General features: G+C 60.6%; 16 protein-coding genes. 8 read left to right on the forward strand and 8 right to left on the reverse strand.

Features of this window, described 5'->3' with window-relative positions; genetic code table 11:
* The first annotated feature begins 87 nt into the window (after window positions 1-87).
* The 3 genes from PH558_RS06790 to PH558_RS06800 all read left to right on the forward strand — a co-directional run bounded on the left by PH558_RS06790 (window position 88) and on the right by PH558_RS06800 (window position 4,589).
* A complete protein-coding gene (locus PH558_RS06790) occupies window positions 88-777 on the forward strand; it encodes a PspA/IM30 family protein (RefSeq protein WP_285202901.1) in 690 nt (229 codons plus the stop codon).
* A gap of 44 nt (window positions 778-821) precedes the next feature.
* Window positions 822-1,103 carry a YiaA/YiaB family inner membrane protein gene (locus tag PH558_RS06795; RefSeq protein ID WP_069610368.1) on the forward strand — a complete coding sequence of 94 codons (282 nt, stop codon included), beginning with the start codon at window positions 822-824 and terminating at the stop codon, window positions 1,101-1,103.
* 90 nt (window positions 1,104-1,193) lie between these two features.
* Window positions 1,194-4,589: an acyl-[ACP]--phospholipid O-acyltransferase gene (locus PH558_RS06800; protein ID WP_285202903.1), complete on the forward strand. Its 3,396-nt coding sequence runs from the start codon at window positions 1,194-1,196 to the stop codon at window positions 4,587-4,589.
* Between the two features lie 91 nt (window positions 4,590-4,680).
* Here PH558_RS06800 and PH558_RS06805 read toward each other — a convergent pair whose 3' ends face one another.
* The 3 genes from PH558_RS06805 to PH558_RS06815 are packed head-to-tail and all read right to left on the reverse strand — an operon-like array spanning window position 4,681 to window position 7,921.
* The gene (locus PH558_RS06805) at window positions 4,681-5,691 is read right to left on the reverse strand and encodes a HAMP domain-containing sensor histidine kinase (RefSeq protein WP_285202904.1); all 1,011 of its coding nucleotides are present in this window, start codon (window positions 5,689-5,691) and stop codon (window positions 4,681-4,683) included.
* The gene (locus PH558_RS06810) at window positions 5,691-6,395 is read right to left on the reverse strand and encodes a response regulator transcription factor (RefSeq protein ID WP_285202906.1); all 705 of its coding nucleotides are present in this window, start codon (window positions 6,393-6,395) and stop codon (window positions 5,691-5,693) included. The genes PH558_RS06805 and PH558_RS06810 overlap by 1 nt, the downstream gene beginning before the upstream one ends.
* Window positions 6,396-6,412: 17 nt before the next feature.
* Window positions 6,413-7,921: a DUF4153 domain-containing protein gene (locus PH558_RS06815; protein WP_285202907.1), complete on the reverse strand. Its 1,509-nt coding sequence runs from the start codon at window positions 7,919-7,921 to the stop codon at window positions 6,413-6,415.
* Window positions 7,922-8,615: 694 nt separating this feature from the next.
* On the opposite strand from PH558_RS06815, the gene PH558_RS06820 reads away from it, so the two are divergent.
* The 3 genes from PH558_RS06820 (at window position 8,616) to PH558_RS06830 (ending at window position 12,164) form a co-directional block, all read left to right on the forward strand.
* Complete coding sequence (locus PH558_RS06820) at window positions 8,616-10,424, forward strand: diguanylate cyclase (protein WP_095437024.1); 1,809 nt, start codon at window positions 8,616-8,618, stop codon at window positions 10,422-10,424.
* Between the two features lie 106 nt (window positions 10,425-10,530).
* A complete protein-coding gene (locus PH558_RS06825) occupies window positions 10,531-11,604 on the forward strand; it encodes a serine hydrolase domain-containing protein (RefSeq protein ID WP_285202909.1) in 1,074 nt (357 codons plus the stop codon).
* A gap of 2 nt (window positions 11,605-11,606) precedes the next feature.
* Entirely contained in the window at window positions 11,607-12,164 is a 558-nt protein-coding gene (locus PH558_RS06830; protein ID WP_285202910.1) for a GNAT family N-acetyltransferase, read from the forward strand.
* A gap of 3 nt (window positions 12,165-12,167) precedes the next feature.
* Here PH558_RS06830 and PH558_RS06835 read toward each other — a convergent pair whose 3' ends face one another.
* On the reverse strand, window positions 12,168-12,989 hold the full coding sequence (locus tag PH558_RS06835; RefSeq protein WP_285202919.1) for an AraC family transcriptional regulator: 822 nt from the start codon (window positions 12,987-12,989) through the stop codon (window positions 12,168-12,170).
* A gap of 294 nt (window positions 12,990-13,283) precedes the next feature.
* On the opposite strand from PH558_RS06835, the gene leuA reads away from it, so the two are divergent.
* Window positions 13,284-14,957: a 2-isopropylmalate synthase gene (gene leuA / locus PH558_RS06840; RefSeq protein WP_285202920.1), complete on the forward strand. Its 1,674-nt coding sequence runs from the start codon at window positions 13,284-13,286 to the stop codon at window positions 14,955-14,957.
* A 79-nt stretch (window positions 14,958-15,036) separates the two neighbouring features.
* Here leuA and PH558_RS06845 read toward each other — a convergent pair whose 3' ends face one another.
* The 4 genes from PH558_RS06845 to PH558_RS06860 form a co-directional block, all read right to left on the reverse strand.
* Window positions 15,037-16,701: a saccharopine dehydrogenase family protein gene (locus PH558_RS06845; RefSeq protein WP_285202922.1), complete on the reverse strand. Its 1,665-nt coding sequence runs from the start codon at window positions 16,699-16,701 to the stop codon at window positions 15,037-15,039.
* Window positions 16,659-17,075: a thiol-disulfide oxidoreductase DCC family protein gene (locus tag PH558_RS06850; protein ID WP_285202923.1), complete on the reverse strand. Its 417-nt coding sequence runs from the start codon at window positions 17,073-17,075 to the stop codon at window positions 16,659-16,661. The genes PH558_RS06845 and PH558_RS06850 overlap by 43 nt, the downstream gene beginning before the upstream one ends.
* A 226-nt stretch (window positions 17,076-17,301) precedes the next feature.
* Window positions 17,302-17,556: a GCG_CRPN prefix-to-repeats domain-containing protein gene (locus PH558_RS06855; protein WP_113329682.1), complete on the reverse strand. Its 255-nt coding sequence runs from the start codon at window positions 17,554-17,556 to the stop codon at window positions 17,302-17,304.
* Between the two features lie 178 nt (window positions 17,557-17,734).
* Complete coding sequence (locus PH558_RS06860) at window positions 17,735-18,637, reverse strand: phosphatase PAP2 family protein (protein WP_285202926.1); 903 nt, start codon at window positions 18,635-18,637, stop codon at window positions 17,735-17,737.
* A 400-nt stretch (window positions 18,638-19,037) separates the two neighbouring features.
* Between PH558_RS06860 and PH558_RS06865 the strand changes: the two genes are divergently transcribed.
* Window positions 19,038-19,991: a helix-turn-helix domain-containing protein gene (locus PH558_RS06865; RefSeq protein ID WP_285202935.1), complete on the forward strand. Its 954-nt coding sequence runs from the start codon at window positions 19,038-19,040 to the stop codon at window positions 19,989-19,991.
* Window positions 19,992-20,011 lie beyond the last annotated feature (20 nt).

The following is a 20,011-nucleotide window of genomic DNA, read 5'->3' on the forward strand; positions in this document are numbered from 1 at the left end:
AACGTTGTTCAAAATTATTCTTGAACAACGTTCATGATTCTGACATACATCGTTTCGTGAACATCGTTCATAAACGGGAGACGACAAATGTTCAATTCAATTCTGACGCTCATTCGCGGTCGGGCCTATGATGCGGAGCAGGCGTTTATCGATCGCAATGCGGTGTCCTTGCTTGCACAACAGATCCGTGAGGCGGCCAATGCCATTCAGTCGGCACGGCGGGCCGTGGCGATTGCCATCGCGCAGAATGAGCAGGAAAAGAACCGGCACGCGGCGATCATCGGCCGTATTGCGGATCTGGAAACGCGCGCCGTTGCCGCCCTGCAGAAGGGAGGCGACGACCTTGCGCGGGAGGCGGCTGAGGCGATCGCCCAGCTCGAAGCCGAGCGGGATGCTTCCGAGAAGGCCCAGGCGCAATTCACTCAGACGATCGGCAAACTCAAGGCGACCGTTCGCACAGCGGAAGCGCGGCTGCAGGAACTGCAGCGCGGCGAACGTCTGGCGCGCGCCACGGAGCAGACGCAGAAGCTCAATGCCGCCTGCGACGACAATTCCGGCCTTGCGACGCTCGACGACGCCGAGGAAACGCTCGCCCGTCTTCAAGCCTACCAGAGCCGCTGCGAGATTGCGGCCTCTGCCATGAAGGAAATGGATGCCGCGAGCCGGCAGGCACATATCATCGAAAAACTCGCCAATGCCGGCTGCGGCGCACCGCGCGGCCCTTCCGCCGACGACGTGCTGGCCCGCCTGCGCCAACGCCTGAATTCAGCAGCCTGAAAAACAAACCCATCAAAACATTAGATAGTTGAGAGGATACCATCATGAACGACAGCTTCCAGAAACATTCCCAGGCTTGGGTCAGCTTCTCCTATATCTCTTTTGCCGCCGCGGCTTTCATGCTCCTCATCGGCCTTTACATGATGCCGATCGATCTCTGGGGCAAAGGCTATCTCGCCATGGGCATCCTGATGCTGGTGCAGACGGCGGTCAACGTCACCAAGACGATCCGAGACAATAGCGAGGCTGACAAACTGATCCGCAAGGTAGAAGATGCCCGTACGGAAAAGCTTCTGGTTAAGTTCAATCGTGACGGTCAGGACTAACCTTTATTAACGACGCCATAGAGTTGTATCCGCGCTCAACCTTTGCGTAACAACTCTATGGCGTCCTGTTGGCCGAATGAGGGATACGCCATGCAAACGCACCTGATGAGATCGAGGAAGTTCGCGCCGCTGTTCTGGACGCAATTCCTGACTGCATTCAACGACAATTTCTTAAAGCAGACTCTGGTTTTCGTCATTCTCGCGCAGATGGCGACGGAGGGTGCGGCGCTGGTCACACTTGCCGGCGGCATCTTCATCGCGCCGTTCCTGCTCCTGTCGGCGATTGCCGGCGAGCTTGCCGACAAATACGATAAGGCCAAGATGGCGGAGCTTTTGAAGCGCTGCGAACTCCTGGTGGCGGCGATCTCCGTTGTCGGCATAGCCTTCTCCTCGATCTGGATTCTAATGCTTGCCCTCTTCGGATTCGGCGTCATTTCCTCGCTGTTCGGCCCGATCAAATACGGCATCCTGCCGGACCACCTGGAAAATCGTGATCTGCCCAAGGCCAATGCCTGGATCGAGGGCGGCACCTTTATCGCCATCTTGACCGGCACCATGGTTGCGGCGGTCGCTTTCCGCGAGGGCGAGAACGTCTGGATCTTCGGCCCGATGATGATGGGGCTTTCCATCCTCTGCTGGTTTGCCGCCCGCATGATCCCGTCGACGGGCTCCAAGGCGCCGGATCTCGTCGTCGACACCAATGTCGTGCGCTCGAGCTACCGGCTGGTCAACGAGCTTCGTGCCGATAGCCGCATCTGGCGGGCGTCGCTGATGAACTGCTGGTTCTGGTTCGTGGGCGCCTTCATCATGTCGATGCTGCCGGTCATGGTCACCGATATTCTCGGCGGCTCGGAAATCGTCGTTCCCGCCTATCTCGCGATCTTCGCCATATCGGTTGCCATTGGTTCGGCCATTGCCGGATGGATGGCCGCCGGTCGCATCGTGCTTCTGCCGGCGCCGATCGGCATGCTGATTGTCGCGCTCTTCGGCCTCGATCTCGGCTGGAACCTGTGGGGTCTGCAGTCGACCAGCCATGCCGAAACCATACTTACCTTCTTCGCCGGACCGAAGACCATTCGCGTTGCCATCGACCTCGCGGGCATGGCGATTGGCGGTGCCTTCCTGGCGGTTCCAACCTTCTCGGCCATGCAGAGCTGGGCGCATGAGGATCGCCGTGCCCGCGTCATCGGCGCCTCGAATGTGCTTTCCGCTCTCTTCATTGCCGTCGGTCTGGCGCTTGTGGCCGTGCTGCAGGCTGTAGGCCTGTCGATTCCTGTCATCATCCTCAGCATCTCCGTGCTCAACATCGCGATCACTTGGCTCATGCTGAAAATGCTGCCGACCAATGCCTCCCGCGATCTGATCTCGATCATCTTCCGAGCCTTCATGCGGCTGGAGGTCGAAGGTCTGGAAAACATCCGCAAGGCAGGCCCCGCGCCGATCATCGCGCTCAACCATGTGAGCCTGCTCGACGGTGCGCTCGCGCTTGCCATCACCGAGGAAGAGCCTGTTTTCGCCATCGACTATGCCTTCGCAAACAAGTGGTGGGTGCGGCCGCTTTTGAAGATGTGCAAGTTCCTGCCGCTTGATCCCACCAAGCCGATGGCGACGCGTTCGCTGATCAAGGTCATCCAGGACGGCAGCCCGGTCGGCATCTTCCCCGAGGGGCGTCTGACCGTCACCGGCACGCTGATGAAGGTTTATGACGGTGCCGCCATGGTCGCCGACAAGACCGGCGCGATGATCGTGCCCGTGCGCATCGATGGTCTGGAAAAGAGTTATGCTTCCTATCTGACGTCGAACCATGTTCGCCGCCGCCTCTTCCCCAAGGTCAAGGTGACGATCCTAGAGCCGGTCAAGCTCGACGTTCCCGCGGAACTCAAGGGCAGGAAGCGCCGCATTGCCGCGGGTGCCGCTCTCTACCAGATCATGTCGGCGCTGATGTTCCGCACCGCCGACACCAACAATACAGTTCTCGGCCGCGTCATCGACAGCGCCCATGAATATGGCGGCAAGAAACTCGCCGTCGAGGACCCGATTGCCGGTAAGCTCTCCTACGCCAAGCTCCTGACCGGGGCTGCGGTGCTGGGTGCGAAGTTCAAGAAGATGTTCCCGAACGAGAAGACGCTCGGCGTCATGCTGCCGAATGCCAATGGCACGGCCGCGACTGTCCTCGGCGTCATGTCGGCGGGCAAGGTTCCGGCCATGCTGAACTTTACCGCCGGTGCGGCCAACATCCTGTCCGCCTGCCGGACGGCCGAGGTCAAGCACGTGCTCTGCTCGCGCGCCTTCGTCACGCAGGCCAAACTCGGTCCGGTGGTCGAAGAGTTGGAAAAGCAGGTGACCTTCGTCTGGCTGGATGAGCTGCGCACGCAGGTGACCTTCCTCAACAAGATCGCCGGCCTCATGCGCAAGTATCGGCCGCTGGTGAAGCGCAGCGCCGACAATCCAGCCGTCATCCTCTTCACCTCCGGTTCGGAAGGGGCGCCGAAGGGCGTGGTGCTGACGCACCGCAATGTCCTCTCGAATGCCGCCCAGGCCGCCTCTCGCATCGACTTCCACCCGGGCGACAAGGTGTTCAACGTCCTGCCAATGTTCCACTCCTTCGGCCTGACGGCAGGTACGATCCTGCCGCTGGTCTCCGGTGTGCCGGTGTTCTTCTATCCGTCGCCGCTGCACTATCGCATCGTGCCGGAACTGATCTACGTCTCCAACGCCACCATCGTCTTCGGCACGGATACATTCCTGAACGGCTATGCCCGCACCGCCCATCCTTATGACTTGCGGTCGATCCGCTACATCTTCTCGGGCGCCGAGCCGGTGAAGGCATCGACCCGCGAGGTCTATATGGAGAAATTCGGCCTGCGCATCCTGGAAGGCTATGGCGTGACCGAAGCGGCTCCGGTGATCTCGCTGAACACGCCGATGTACAATCGCACCGGAACGGTCGGCAAGATCATGCCGGGCATGGAATGGAAGCTCGAGCCGGTTCCCGGCATCGATGAGGGCGGCCGCCTTCTCATCCGGGGTGCCAACGTCATGGCCGGCTACCTGCGCGCCGACAATCCCGGCGTTCTCGAGCCGCTGCCGGAAGGTTGGCACGATACCGGCGACATCGTCACCATCGATGAGGACGGTTTCGTCAAGATCCGCGGCCGAGCCAAGCGCTTCGCCAAGATCGGCGGTGAGATGATCTCGCTTGCCGCAGTGGAAACGCTTGCCGCACAGCTCTGGCCGGGTGCCCTGAGCGTCGTCTCGTCCGTACCAGATGCCAAGAAAGGCGAGCGTCTCGTGCTCCTGACCGATGCGCCGGGTGCGACCCGAAGCGATTTCCTCGCCTTCGCGAAATCGAAGGGTGCCACGGAAATGATGGTCCCCGCCGAAGTGACCGTCGGCAAGGTACCGGTCCTCGGTTCCGGCAAGGTCGATTTCGTCACGGCACGCGCGATGGCTTTGGAAGCTCAGGCGCAGTCACAGGCAGCGTAAGGTCCCTTATCGAAATAATGGAGCGGCCGATGGTTTTAGCCTTCGGCCGCTTTTTCGTTGTTACCGCCAGTTCATGGCCGAGTGCGCCGTTTCAGGCGGTGATGGGAAGGATGATCTGAAACGTCGTCCCATCCTTGCTGCTCTCAAGCAATTCGATGCTGCCCCCGTGGGAAGCGAGCATGGCTCTGACGATGCCGAGGCCCATGCCCGTGCCGCCATCGTCCCGCCGCGTCGAGAAGAAGGGTTCGAAGATGCGATCCCGATTGCCATCGGCAATGCCGCGACCATTGTCGCGAATTTGGATCGATATCCCACGCCCTTCGCCGCTTGCCTTGATTGCAAGGCTTGTGGCGCCATTCTGAAAGGCATTTTCCGCCAGATTGGCGAAAATAATGCCGGCTGCCTCGCCGGGCAAAGCCAGCGTCTCGTCGGCGCTGCCTTCATAGATGATCGTCAGTTGGCGAAACTGCATCTTAAGCTGAGCAATGACATCGCGAAGGCTGCTGGAGCCCTGTTCGGACGGAAGCTCGGCTTTCGCCAATTCGCGCAGGCGCGACAAGAGCCGATCCAGCCGTTCGGTGTCGGCGATGATGTTTGTAAGGAAGCGGTTGCGCTGCTCGTGGCTCATCGGATTGTCGTCGTCGTCGCGAAGCAGTTCTGCCGCTCCCTTGATCGAGGTGAGGGGCGATTTCAGCTCGTGCGAGACATGGGTGGCAAAGGAGCGCACGTAATCGGAATGGTCGACCAACTTGCCGGCGAGATCGAGAAAGCTCTGCGAAAGGGTCGCGACCTCGCGCGTGCCGTAGATTTCGAGCGGCCGGATCGCGGAGCGTCCGCCGCGGGCGATCTCTTCGGTTCGGGCAATTAGGGCATTGATCGGCGTAGTCAGCGTGCGCGTCAGCACATAGGCGACGATGAGGGTGAGGATCAGAACGGCAGCGAGCGTCGCGATCTCCGCCGGCGCCATGGCGCCGGAGGCGGCGCGCACGACCCGAAACCAGATGATCGTGAGCATCGGCAGCGTCATCACCGTCAGAAGCACGGCATAGACGATGAGGGCAAGCGGCGGCCGCCATTTCGGCTTTACCCTTGGCGCGTGCATCAGACGCTTCCTTCTGCTGGTGATGTCAGCTTGAAGCCGATGCCGTGCACCGTGGCGATAATGCCCTTGCCGCCAGCGGCCGAAAGCTTGGCGCGCAGATTGCGAATATGGCTGTCTATGGTGCGGTCGGCGACCTGCATGTCAGCGCCATAAGCCGCTTCCATCAGCTGATCACGGCTGAAGACGATTTCGGGGCGCGATAATAATGTGTCGAGGATCGCAAATTCGAGTGCGGTCAAGGTGAGCGGCACATCGGCGAAACTGGCGGTGCGGCCACCGCGATCGAGCCGCAAAGATCCCACGAACACGGAGCCATTGGCTGCATCCGGCTCCGAGCCATGGCCGCTTCGCTTCAAGATGGTGCGGATCCGGGCAACCAGCTCGCGCGGGCTGAAGGGTTTGGTGACATAATCGTCGCCGCCGATTTCCAGGCCGAGGATCCTGTCGATTTCCTCGTCGCGTGCCGACAGGAAGAGGATCGGAAGGTTCGATGTCTTGCGAATGCGGCGACAGACTTCCAGCCCATCCATGTCGGGCATGCCAACGTCGAGAACGATCAGATCGAGACCGCCTTTGTGAAAGGCCATCATGGCCTCTGTGCCGTTGCGCGCGGTCGTCGTCTTCATGCCGGCGCGGTCGAGCGCGAAGCAGATCACGTCGCGAATATTCGGTTCGTCGTCGGCGACAAGGATGCGCTGGGCCATGCTATAAAGGTCCTGGTTCACCCATTCGTTTTCTTCGTTTCCGCCTGATCTTGCAAGAGTTGTGTCTGCTTGAGGTAGTCGTCGAGGCGGGCGTCGCGATATGTCCAGCTTTGCCAGTCGCGCGGGCGTCCGATGTGCTGCCATCGAAGCGCTTCGCGCACCCTGCGAGCATCCACGTCGGCAGGCAGCGATGCCAGATAGGTATCGAGCGCCGGAATGGCCGCCGAGCCGAGCGTCAAGAGATAATCGAGATCGAGAACGACGCCTTCGCCCGATATCTCGCGACTATGGGCAACGTTGAAGCGGGCGATGAAGGCAGGAATGTCGGCAAATGCGGCGGCATAGAGTGTGAGAACCAGCATCGCGGAGCTTAAGGCGATCAGCCACTCGTTGGAGCGATCCAGCAGGATGCGCAGAAGGATGAGGAAGAGACCGACCGCGACCAGCCCCATCCAGATACCGGCCGCAACGCGCAGCTCCGTCAGCGAATAGACTTCGACATAGAGATCGAGCCGCAGAATGGAGGAAAGACAAAGCAGGATGTTCTGCGCGATCCAGAGGAGCACCGGGCCGCGAAGCAGGAGACTTCTGTCGCCCGGTCCGCCGCGCCGCATGGCGGCAAGCACGAAGATGGCAGCGAGGATTGCTGTCAGCATCAGCGGATAGGCGCCGCGATGGGCGTATTCGGCATGGGTCATATCATCAGGCAGGCTGGCTGCGCCCCAGAGATAGGTGAGATCGAGCAGCGTCTGCACGGCAAACAGCGCGTTGAAGACCAGCAGTGAACGCAGCAGGGCACCATGGCTGAATAGCGCATCTTCAGTCTCGGTTGCGATATCGGGGACATCGCGTCGGCGAGGGCGTCGCCGCATGAGGCGTGGGCGAAGCAGCAGGGACAGGAAGGCTGCAACGGCAAGCCAGAAACCGATGCGCCATATGCTCAACAGTTGCAGCAGGAAGGTAAGGTCGATGCTGCGCAGCGTCTTGTCGATCAGCGGATTGGCGGCTGCGAAGAGGGCAAGAAAGCCTGCAGCAAAAACCAGCGGCATGATCCAGTTGCGAAGATGATGCCGCACGCCGCGCGGTGACGGTTTTTGCAGGCGCTGCAGCCAGCGATAGCTCGCGCGGCGAAAAGGCCGCGCCGGCACGTCCAGAAGGAAACGCAGCAGCACGAGCGGCAGGCGGGTCCATTGCGAGGGGATCAATCCGCTGATGCCGAGCGATATCAAGCAAAGGCTGAGAAGGCTGATTGCGATGCCCATCCAGGAGGCGGCTTCGGCAAGCGGAATGGACGCGACAAGGCCGAGGGCGACAAGCGCCGCGATTTTTTGAATGGATGGTCTTTTTCGGGAGGAGCTGAGCAGACCGACGGCAACGGCATTGGTGAAGATAAAAAGATTGAGGCCGGGCTGTCTGTCGAAAAGGAGAAGGTCTGCCAGGGCGACAAGGGCAATGAATGTGAGGAGTTTGCGATGGGATTTATTTGTGAAGTTTGAGGGAAGGGGCGCTGTATCGGATAGGCTCATCGGCATCGGCTCCGTGCGAGATATTCGGCGAAGGGTATGATCTTGGCCCCTTGAGCGGGCGGATCGGCTTGAGGATGACGATCGTCCCCGAGCCACCAGCCTTCTTTGAGAAGGCTGCGTGGCAAGCGGGCGGGCGGAGCGGTGATGGTCTCGGGCGTGTTGTTCATGGCGCGACGATGGCGCCTGTCTTTGCAGAATCTGTGCAGACGCCGAGGAGCTATTCAGGAAAATGGGTTAGGTTGGAAAGTTCAAATCATCACACTTGTCTGAGATTTGAACAACAATTGCCGTGCGCAAGGCCAATCTTGGCAGGATAAATTTTAGCATTGCGTGAAAGATGTCTCAAAATGGGGCAGTCACTTGTGGAACTTAAGCATATATTTCCCAGCTTCCAGCCGGCCTATGGATTGCGGGTCTGAAAATCGATTTGTTGACGCGGCTGTCGTACTCACCCCTGACGACAGCCGGGAATCTCGGAAGCGGCCGCTCGGCCGCAACCGAGGTTCTCGTCAGAAGATCGCGACGCTCACAGCTCTCCACGCCGCGCGATGCAGACGAGGGTTCGTGCCTGTGCGCCAGGAATAAGCTTTCCACGCTGCATGTTCTCGCTTGATCCCGCGGCTGCTTTTCATAATAGAGGGCTCGGCACGGCGTGTACTTTAGGAGTGCCTGAAAAAGGCGCAGAGGACGGCAGATGAGAATTACCACAATTACGAATTGGGCCTACGGTATCACCGTGGTCCTGACCGTGCTGTCGGCTGTGGCATTCATTCTCTCGGCCCAAAGTGCTGTGCAGGAGCGGCAGGCCGTGGAGCAGCATCTGTTGCTGAACAGCATGGGCGAGGAGCTTGCACTCGGCGCTGAGGAAACGACGGACGAAGCTCGCCTCTATGTCGTGCGCGGCGAGGAGAGACATCTGAATGCCTTCACCGTCGACGAAGGTGAAGAGCGTCGTCGGGATGCGGCCATCAATGCTCTGCGCGGCCCCGGCATTCCGGATGCCGAGCGTCAGGTCATCGAGGAGGTGGCGGTCAATGCGCAGGCGCTCGATAAGGTGGAGGCGGCGGCAGTCGCCGCCTATACCGGTGGCGATCAGGCCGGTGCGCGCGATACGCTGTTCGGCCCTGAACATGAGCGCCTTCAGACGGCACTGCTTAACAGCGTCAATCAGTTTCGCGCCCTGGCGACGACGCGCACTGAGGCGGCTTTCCATTCCGCGCAGGCACGCAGCGATCTCTGGGCCAACATTGCCAAAGTGATGCTGGCCTTGACTGCGGTCATATTCCTCGGCGTGCTCTATTTCATATTGCGGCGCCGGGTGGCGCTGCCGCTGGTGCGCATGACCGGGATCGTCAACCGGCTGGCAAGACAGGATTATGCCGTCGAGGTACCGACCGACCGCCGCCGTGACGAGATCGGCGAAATGAATGATGCCATACAGATCTTCCGCGAGAACGGTCTGGAGCGAAACCGTCTCGACGCCGAGCGCAAGCGCGATCTGGAGACCAAGGATCTCATCCTGCAGATGATGCACCGGCTGCAAGCCTGCTACGCCCAGAAAGAACTTGCCGAAGTCGTTGCGCTCTTCGTGCCGCAGATCTTTCCCGGCGTCGCGGGATGCCTCTACACGATGAACGAAAGCAGGACGGCGCTGAGCGAAGTCAGCCGGTGGCTGGAGCCCGAACATACCGAGCCTTCCTTTGCCGCTTCCGCCTGCTGGGGCCTGCGCCGTGGCCGTCCGCATGTCAGCCACGTGGCGGATACCGATATTCCCTGTCAGCATCTGGATCACTCCGGCGTGCCGGGTCTCTGCGTTCCCCTGACCGCGCTCGGCGAGGCGATCGGCCTGCTTTACTTCGAGGATCGCACGAAGGATGCGACGGCCGCCGATGCGCCGCGACTCTATCTGGAGCTGATCGCCGAGAATATCGGCCTTGCGATCGCCAATCTGCAGCTCCGAGACCGGTTGATCAATCTGGCCGTGCGCGACGCGCTGACAGGCCTGCTCAACAGGCGCTCGCTGGACGAGGCGCTCAACAACCTTCACAGGGATCAATCCGCCCGTACGGTCATCTGCATGATGATCGACATCGATCACTTCAAGCGTTTCAACGACGAGTTCGGCCATGATGCCGGCGACGAGGTGCTGCGGCATGTCGGGCAGATCGTTGCCGACACGGTTGGCGAGGCCGGTACGGTCTACCGCTTCGGCGGGGAGGAGTTAACGGTCATCGCCACGGATATGACCGACGAGGAAGGTTTTGCGCTTGCCGAGAAACTGCGTACGAGTGTGTTCGGCACGCCTTTTTCTTATCGCGCGCGGATTGTTGGGCCGCTTTCCGTCTCCGTCGGCATCGCCTCTTCCCCGGTGTCGGGACCGACTACGACCTTGATCAACCGCGCGGACGGCGCTTTGCTGAAGGCAAAGCTGAACGGCCGCAATAGGACGGTGGCGGCGTTCGTCGTGGAGGCGGACGGTGAATTGGGGGTGGAACGGAGCTGATTTCGATGGGCGTCCGCGGCGGCGAAATGTCGAGTGAGCGCCTTGCCGAATACATGCTTGGATTGTAGCCTGAGCTGAAAGTCGCATAACGGAGGAAGGCGATTTCATGGCCGTGACACTGAGCAATTCACCCTTGTCGTCTGATCAGGAAATCTTGCAGGCCATGGGCTTTGATCCTGGGCTCGGCCGCAAGTTCGAAGCCGGTATCGAATCCGGCCTGCTGCGCGATCTGCATGTCGTGCTTGCCGCTCGTTCCGGGCGTGTATGTCTGGAATATTATGCAGTCGGTTCCGACGAAAATTGGGGAGACCCGCTCGGGGATGTCGCTTTCGACGCGGATACGCTGCACGATCTTCGCTCGGTCACCAAGAGCATTGCCGGTCTTCTTTATGGCATCGCGCTCGATAGGGGATTGGTGCCGTCAACGGATACATCGCTCTACGAGCAGTTCCCGGAATACGGCGATCTCGCTCGAGATCCTGCACGCGCCAAGATCACTGTTGGTCATGCCCTGACGATGACGCTGGGGATGGAGTGGGACGAGGATCGTCCCTATACCGACCCGCTGAACAGCGAAATTGCGATGGAGAACGCGCCGGACCGATATCGTTTCGTCCTGGAGCGTCCGGTGATCGCTGAGCCGGGAACGCGCTGGATTTATTCCGGCGGCAGCGTCGCGCTTGTCGGCGCGCTCATCGAGCGCGGCACGGGCAAGCGCCTGCCTGATTTCGCGCGAGAGGTTCTCTTCGAACCGCTGGGGATTAAAAAATTCCATTGGAACGCCGGGCGTGACGGCGTGGCATCGCCGGCATCCGGATTACGCCTGACTGCCCCGGACTTGCTGAAGATCGGCATGCTTTTCCTGCAGAAGGGCGTGTGGAACGGTAAAAGGATCGTCTCGGAAGAGTGGATCGCGCAATCCCTCGCGCCGGCGATTTCGACGGGGGATGGTCTGAGCTATGGCAGACTGTGGTTCTCAGGCGATGCGCCGGTGCCGGCGTTTGACGGTCCACGGCCGTGGTATGCCGGTTTCGGCAATGGCGGGCAAAGGCTCTGGCTGATGCCCGATGCGGGTATCGCCGCTGTCATCTATTCCGGCAAGTATAATTCCTGGGACGCCTGGATCACGCCCACCCGCGTCTGGCGCGAGATCATCCTTACCAATCTGCTGAAAGCCTGAAGATGGTCCTTTCAAAAGACAAGTTTCCCACACTTGTAACCGAGCGGCTGCGGCTGCGGGAAGCAAGCATGGATGATCGCGACGATTTCCATGCGTTGATTTCGATTCCGGAGGTCACACGATTCTCGAATTGGGTTGATGCGCCGAAAATGGCGCAGATCGAACGTTCCCTGCGATGGATGATCAAAATCTTCCCCAAAGGAGCAGGTTGTTCATGGATCATCGAGGATCGGGTTTCCGGCCAATTGCTCGGGGCCATTCGCTTCAACAGCTTCGACCGGCGTGCCAGATGCGCCGAGCTGGGATATGAATTGCATCCTTCGACCTGGGGCAAAGGGTTGATGAGCGAAGCGGCACGCGCCGTTGTCCGGTGCGGCTTCGACGATTTTTCGCTCAATCGCATCGAAGCATGGACGCTGCCGGGAAACACAGCTTCCGATCGGGTTCTTGAAAAAGCGGGCTTCCAATATGAGGGCACACTGCGCCAGAAGGCGCGATTCAAAGAGGCCTTCCACGATTTCCGCATGTTCGGTTGCCTGGCTGGCGACCGGCAGAACTAGCCCTTAGTCCGTTCCCTGGCTGGTTTCGCCAGTCAGCGTTGCAGATTGAAAATAATCGCGAGGCGAGCGGCCGAGCGAACGCCGGAACATGGCCGAGAAGGCGCTCGGGCTCTCATAGCCACAGTCCAGCGCGACATCGAGAATGGTCCGTCCTTCCGCGAGTAAGGTGAGAGCCTTCAACATGCGTGCTTGCTGCCGCCAGCGACCGAAGCTCAGTCCGGTCTCGCGTTGAAACAGCCGCATCAGTGTCGCCCGGCTCATATGCAGCCCATTGGCCGCCTGTTCGATCGAGGTTGTGCTGGCAAGATCGTCGAGCAAGGTTTCGCAGAACGCCGCAAGGGCCGGATGTTTCGGTAGCGGTAGCTTCAGCGGCTGTGCCGGCAGGAAAGTGAGTTCAAGAAGCAGCAGGCGAATGACCGCATTCGCGACTTCTTTGTGATCGGGTTTATCGACGAGGCCGGCGAGCCGCAGGATGAGCTCGCGCAGAAGCGGGGTGACTTCCACCACCATACACTCTTTCGGCAGGGTATCTCTGCCGTCGGCATCGATCAGCAACGAGCGAAATTGAACGCTTGTATGACTTGCCGTCACATGCTCGAGATGCGGCGGCAGCCAGACCGCGCGGCTCGGCGGCACGACCCAGGTGCCGCTATCCGTGGTCAAGGAGATTACGCCGCTGACGGCGTAGAGCAGTTGCGCCTGCCTATGGCTGTGGCGAGAACTGGTGAAGCGATGATCGTCGTGTGCGATGACGGCGACGCCTCCAGCGACATCGGCGCCGTGCTGCAGATAGGCTTGATCCTTTTGCGACGATGATTGATCCATGCGCGTGAGAATATCAAAGATGCCGGCAGTAAGCTAGAGCTCCTTTCCAGCAGGATATTTCCTTTCGTGTCTGCCTTATCCCACAATCTGCATCGATCGGATCGGCCGCATAGCGCTGCCGCCGCATCGCAGCGCGTGCGGATGGATGCCGGAGCCTCGTCCTGCATATCCTTTTCTCTTCAGCTTTCCGTTGCATTGCGACTTAGCCGCGGTCGTCGGGCCTGACGGCATCCCGGCGGCCGTATTCTGCTGTCCGCTTTCTCCCGAATTGACCGACACGCAACGGAATGGATCATGCTGAAGAATCCTGAAACCAAATATCGCCCCTTTATCTCGCCCATCGAATTGCCGGATCGGCAATGGCCGAACAGGCGCCTCGCCAAGGCACCGCGGTGGCTCTCGACGGATCTGCGCGACGGAAACCAGGCGCTTGCCAATCCCATGGATGTCGAGCGCAAGCTGCGCTTCTACGACATGCTGCTCGCCTCCGGCTTTAAGGAGATCGAGGTCGCCTTTCCATCCGCTTCGCAGATCGAGTTCAATTTCGTCCGTGCGCTGATCGAGGAAGACCGCATCCCCGAGGATGTGACGATCCAAGTGTTGACCCAATCGCGCGCCGATCTCATCGCTCGTACCTTCGAATCCCTCATCGGCGCCCGCAAAGCCATCGTGCATCTCTATAATGCAACCGCTCCGCTCTTCCGCCGCGTCGTCTTTGGCATGGAGCGACACGAGATCGTCGATCTCGCCGTCAGCGGTGTTACCGCAATGCTGGAGGAAAGCCTGAAGCAGCCGGAAACCGACTGGACCTTCGAATATTCGCCGGAAACCTTCTGCTTCACCGAGCCGGATTTCGCGCTCGAAATCTGCGAGCGCGTGCTCGATGTCTGGCAGCCGACTGCGGAGCGCCCAGCCATCCTCAACCTGCCGGCAACGGTGGAAGTGGCGATGCCGAATGTCTATGCCGACCAGATCGAATGGTTCTGCCGCCATATTTCGCGACGCGACGCGGTCGTCATCAGCGTCCATCCGCATAATGATCGCGGTACGGCCGTGGCCTCGGCCGAGCAGGCACTGCTGGCGGGCGCCGATCGGGTCGAAGGTTGCCTGTTCGGCAATGGCGAGCGTACTGGCAATGTCGATCTGGTGACGCTGGCGCTAAACATCTACACGCAAGGCATCGATCCCGGCCTGGCCTTTCCGTCGATCCGCGAGGTGGTGAAGACGGTGGAATATTGCAACGGTCTGCCCGTCCATCCGCGCCACCCTTACGCCGGCGAACTCGTGCACACGGCCTTCTCTGGCTCGCATCAGGATGCGATCCGCAAGGGTTTTGCCGCGCATGAGCGGCGCAATGATGGCGTATGGGAAATGCCCTACCTGCCGGTCGATCCCGCCGATATCGGCGAGAGCTACGAAGCCGTCATCCGCGTCAACAGCCAGTCGGGCAAGGGCGGCGTTGCCTGGGTGATCGAGCAGGACAAAGGCCTGAAGTTGCCGCGCGCCATGCAGGTCGATTTCAGCAGGCGGGTGCAGCTCCTCGCCGATGAGACGAAGCGCGAACTGACGGCCGAGGATATCTGGAAGGCTTTCGTCCAAGCCTATTATGTTGACGATGTCGAGCGCTTCGAACTCGTCGATTACGAGGGTGGTTTTCGCAGGGGAGCCGGTGCGGAGCGCACCTTCACCGGCCGCATTCGCCATGGCAATCGCGATGTTGCCGTCAGCGGTCGCGGCAACGGCCTCGTTTCGGCGGTACTTGCCGCGATTGCCGAGGCTTTCGGAGTGGAACTGAGCGTCATGGATTATCAGGAGCATGCCCTGCGTCGCGGCAGTGATGCGAAAGCGGCTGCTTATCTACAATGCGTCCGGTCGGACGGATCGCAGGTTTTCGGCGTCGGTATCGATGCCGATGTCGCGACGGCAACCGTCAAGGCGGTCCTCAGTGCCGCCAGTGCTGCCGGTTGACGGTCATTCGTTCCGCTCGCGCTATCGGCCACAAGTAGGCCGATAGCTGCTGGCTTGCGGGCGAGGAAGCCGGATTGGGTCATTCGATTGGCTGCAGCCAGCCTCGATAATGAACGACCGGGCCGATGAGCGGCAGGGCAATCGGTACATCGAAGTGGAAGCGGTGGTCCTCCGCCCATTCATGAGCGATGCTTTGGGGCGCCAGAAAGAGCGGCAGCGGAATGCGCAGGAACGACCAGTGTCGCATCTCCATGCTGAGTCCGTCGCCACGGATGGGAAGATCGAACGAAAAGCGGAAGGGACCGAAGCGTTCGACGAGGCCGCCATTCTCTTCGCTCAAATGGCTGAGGAAGCGCTGGCCGGAAAAATCCCGCGTCCATCGCTCGATGCCATTATTTTCCCCAAAGGACACATGCAGAGTATGCTTGCCAGTGGCAGGAAAGCCGAACACATTCGCGATCAGCCGAGCCAGAGGAGAACGCCCACGGGTGACGACTGCCTCGCCCTTCGCGCCACCATCGCCGAAGACATGGTGCATCGCACGTACCGGCTCGGAAAGATGCGCGAAAGCAGGACCCATGACACGCTGATAGAGCGGAGTATAGGGTGCTTCCGTCGTTTCCTCAGTGATTGCCAGATCGCGAAACAAGCTCCGGAAATCCTCAAGCGACAGGAGCCCGCCGGCGTGACGGGCGCCGGGTGAAAGGCGGCCGTCGCGCAAGGCCCGCGCCAGCAATTGCGCCGGAAGCGTGGGGATTTCCACGCCATTGCCATTTTCGGCAATCAGGGTCCAGCGGCGAGCCTTCATGACGTCTTGCTCGATCCCCTTGATCTCAATCGTCACGGCCGAGCGTGCGGTCCCAAGCCTCGCTGTCAGGCGTTGCAGCGGCAGCAGAAAGCGGCTGATCTTTGTAAGCGATGTCAGCCAGCTCCAGGCGACCGGCCAGGACAAAAACCAGAGTGCCAAAGTCTGAAAGGCGAATTCAGGTCCAGCCCGGAAAATGACGCTGGGCCGTCCGGCAACGCGATCGACCAGCAGATCGTGATCCGGCACGTCGGCAAGCGCCACCAACCGGCGCAGAGGGCGTTGGCCGGCGACGGCATAGGTTTCGCGCTTCAGCATGTGCCAGCCCATCGCGTCTTGCCAGCGCCGGCCGCGCCAGAGCCGCACCGGCCTGCCGACATAACTCAGGATCGCCGATGCGACCGAGGCGCCGGCGGTCGCGCGATTGGAGGCGCTGATCGACATTTCTATCGAGCGAACCTCCTCCATGTTCTTGGCAAGGTCGGCAACCACGGCGCCGGAGAGCGCCGGCACGCTCGACGCCCCCGAGATGATAGTGACGCCAGCGGCCTTGGCCTCTTCGTCAAGCGAGCCGATCGCGCCGACGAAATCGCGCGCGTCGGCGAGATCGATGTAGTGAATACCGGCCTCTATGCAGGCTCGGGCAACTCTGTCATCGCTTTGCTGGAAGGGGCCCGCCGCATCGATCAACAGAAAGGGCCGGTGCTCGCTGAGGATCGCGGTGATATCGCCATTTCGATCGGCTTGAAGGGCAATCGCATGCGGCAATCGAGCGGCGAGTGCCTTTGCCGCTTCGAGATTGCGTCCGGCAACCAGAACCTCGAAACCGTCGCCGGCAAGGCGCCGCGACAGCCGCGCGCCGAACCCGCCATAGCCGCCAAGAACGAGGATTCTTTTCAAAGGATGCGGCTCGCCTGCTCTGGTGTCGGTAGCCAGCATGTCTCCCGTTTGCCGAAGAGGCGGTAGCGATTGCGAGCAAGCCAGAGGTAGATCGGATCGCGCAGCAGACGGGGTACGATGCGCAGCACCGAAATCGCCTTCCAGGGCCAGCCGAGACCGGCATAAATGGCCAGCACCGCGTCGCTGTCGCGCAGCACCTTCGCGCCGTCGACGATGATGAGGCTATCCGGATCGGCGGGGTTCATGCCGCAGCGGCGATAGAGGGCGATGCCGGTTTCATTCTGCATGGAAGCAAGACGAAAACGGCCGAGGCGATCATGACGCAGCACGAACTGGGCGTTGGCGGTACACAGGACGCACATGGCGTCGAAGACGATGATCGGCCCTTGATCGCTGATGGTGCTTTTGCTCATGCTGGCGGCATTGTTTTCCGTAGACCCGTCTGGTCATAGCTTTGACCAGTTGCATTGTCGCCGTCAATTGCACGTTTCTGTGGGCTGCCATGTCAAACTGGCAAACGACCGTGAGCTTTGCATCGCAGGGCTGGACAGCGGGAGGATGGAGAGAAGCAAGATTGCTCTGTCGATTGGCACGCGGCCCGATCTATGAGATCGGGCCGCGTGCATCGCGGAAGAGTAGCTAGCGATAACGCCAGCCACCATGCCACCACTCGCGATGCACCCAATAGCGATGCCCATCCCAGTAGCCGCGGCCGGGATAGTAGATGCCATAGGCCGGAACCGCCGGCACGACGACCACGGGCCGTCCATCCGGGCGGCAGTAGCCATACGGGTTGCGATGCCAGCCGATGCCGCATCCATCGCGGGCTTCGGCTGGCGAGATGGCCGCAAAGCAGGCGGTCGCGGCAAAAGCCAGCAAAATAATCTTTTTCATGATGTCCTCATTCGTCCTTGAAGAGCTTCAAGCTGTTATCCCTTCAGCGCTTGAACGAGGGCGAGCAGCAAATCCGTCGCTGCATTGCGACGATTTTGTATTCGGATGCGAAAGGCCGGTGGCATCAGCGGCGCCGAAGCGGACAGGCGATGCGGGCAGGGCTGTCCCCGTTGCGGGATCAGGATCGAATTTCAAGAGCTCTGGATGCGAGGCGAGCCTGAGCCGCGCACGATTTTGCCGCAGGCAGGGTTTTCTTGCCGATGATGGGCATGCGTCGGATCAAAGCGCGCAGAACGGCGAGACTTGCCTTGTATTGTTCCCCAGGACATAAGCGGCCACTGGCATCATAGGCGAAGAGGAGGCGCCGTCGCGCGAATGCGTGCGCCAGCCACAGGGCAAAAGCGACGCCGACACCCCAGCCCATCAGCGTGTCGCTTGCCCAATGCGCGCCAATCCATTGGCGCGACAGGCAGATCAGAACGCCGACAGGCATGAAGACGGGGCGAAGGCGAGGAAAGACCAGCGCCAGCGACATCGCCATGGCGCCGGCCGTTGCCGAATGTCCGGAGGGAAAGGACGCGAAGTCGGCGTGGAAGGCAAAAGGTCGGAAAGAGAAGGCGCCGTTCGTATCCAGGAGTTCCGGCCTGGCGCGACCGATGATGTTCTTGGCGAGCGAATCGACAATGCCGCCGCCGGCGACCGCCAGGAAGACGAAGGCAGCCGCAGTCGCGATGAGATCCGCCCCTGTTCGCATGGATTTCCGCAGTTTGTGCGCGGGCGCGAGGATCGCAAATATCAGCAGCGCTCCGCTGAATGAGAGCACCAGAAGCCCGGTGCCGAGGCTGCTGATCCACTTCGCCGTCCCCCGCAATTGCGCGGGAAACGATTTCATCCAGATGCCCAAGGGATAATCGGCCGCCCACATGACGAGCAATGACAAGGCGAGGAAGATGGCGATGATAACGATCGGGCGCTCCAGAAATGCGCGATTCGCCGGAGGCTTAATGGTCGAGGTGTTGAAGAAGCAGTGAAGGCCGCCAGCCATGCGTCTGCGACCGGTGTCGGCGGAACGCCCCAGCATTTCTTTTATGGCCCCTCGGCCTCGCTGCCATGCCTGCATAAAGCCGACTTTCCATCAATGTCGAGACAGCCGCTCGTGGAGCTGGGCTCACCAATCGCCTTTCGCTCCGTTTCCCTTGAGGAAAGCTGCTACCGCAACACGCTGACAGGCGCCTGAAAGGTCTCGATTGGCGGGTCAGATCTCGGTTGCTTGTGCGCCAAGCCAAAATGCACGGCATCGGCCAGAAAGCTTCGATTGTCGGACTGTGCAGTCATGGGCTGAAAGGCGTGGCGCTGAAAAAGACCGTACCGTCAACAAGGTAGCTGCTGAATTCCGCCATTCGGGGTGAAAGCTGTCGGGAGGATTGCTTCAATCGCCATTTTTAGCGACAATTGGGTTAGCGTTCGGTGGGAGGAGCCAAATGCACGACTATTCCGCACATGCGGATCAGGTTTACGCGTCGGCGCAATCCGCGGCGGCGAGTTCGTCAGTTGCGGCTTCCTGGCGACGGTGCATGGTCATGCATCGCCTTGCGCCGGAGGAGAAGCGTCTGCCTATGCGGCTGACCAGCCAGGAATTTCAAACGGCGCTGGAGCGATCGGAACGGCTGGTTGCCGAAGCTGCCAATGAGTTGGATCGCCTGTTTGTCGCGGTCGGCAAGGCTGGCTGCTGCCTGCTTTTGACCGATCGCAACGGTATCGCGCTGGAACGCCGCGGTGCTGCCGGCGACGACAAGGAGTTCCACGATCTCGGCCTATGGACCGGATCTATCTGGACGGAAGCGAGCATCGGCACCAACGGCATCGGCACGGCGCTTGCCGACGAGCGAGCCGTTGCGATCTTCCGCGACCAGCACTTCTTCTGCTCCAACATCAATCTCAGCTGCACCACGGCACCGATCCGCGATCATCGCGGCCAGCTTGCTGGCGCGCTCGACATTTCGAGCTGCCGCGACGACGTGAATGATGCGACATTGGCGATCCTGTCGCAGACGGTGCGCGACGCGGCAGTGCGCATCGAGCTCAATCTTTTCCGCAGCGCCTTTGCTGGTGCCCGCTTCGTCATGGTGCCGACGGATACCGCGTCCACCTCGGCACTGCTGGCGGTCGACCGCAACGACCTCGTGCTCGGTGCGACCCGCGCAGCCCGCCTTGCATTGAAGCTCGACGATCATCGCATTGCCGCGGGCATTCCAGCTTCCGATGTTCTTCGCGAGCGGCAAGGGGCTGTGGGCGAGGATCTGATCGAGGCAGAGCGCGCTGCCCTGCTTAGGGCTCTTTCGCGCGCCAACGGCAATGTCTCTCAGGCAGCCGCGTCGCTCGGCATGAGCCGCTCGACGCTGCATCGGAAGATGAAGCGGCTCAATCTGCACTGAAGCACAGTCAACGCGCATTC

The organism is Rhizobium pantanalense (genome assembly GCF_030182525.1).
Taxonomy (GTDB): Bacteria; Pseudomonadota; Alphaproteobacteria; order Rhizobiales; family Rhizobiaceae; genus Rhizobium.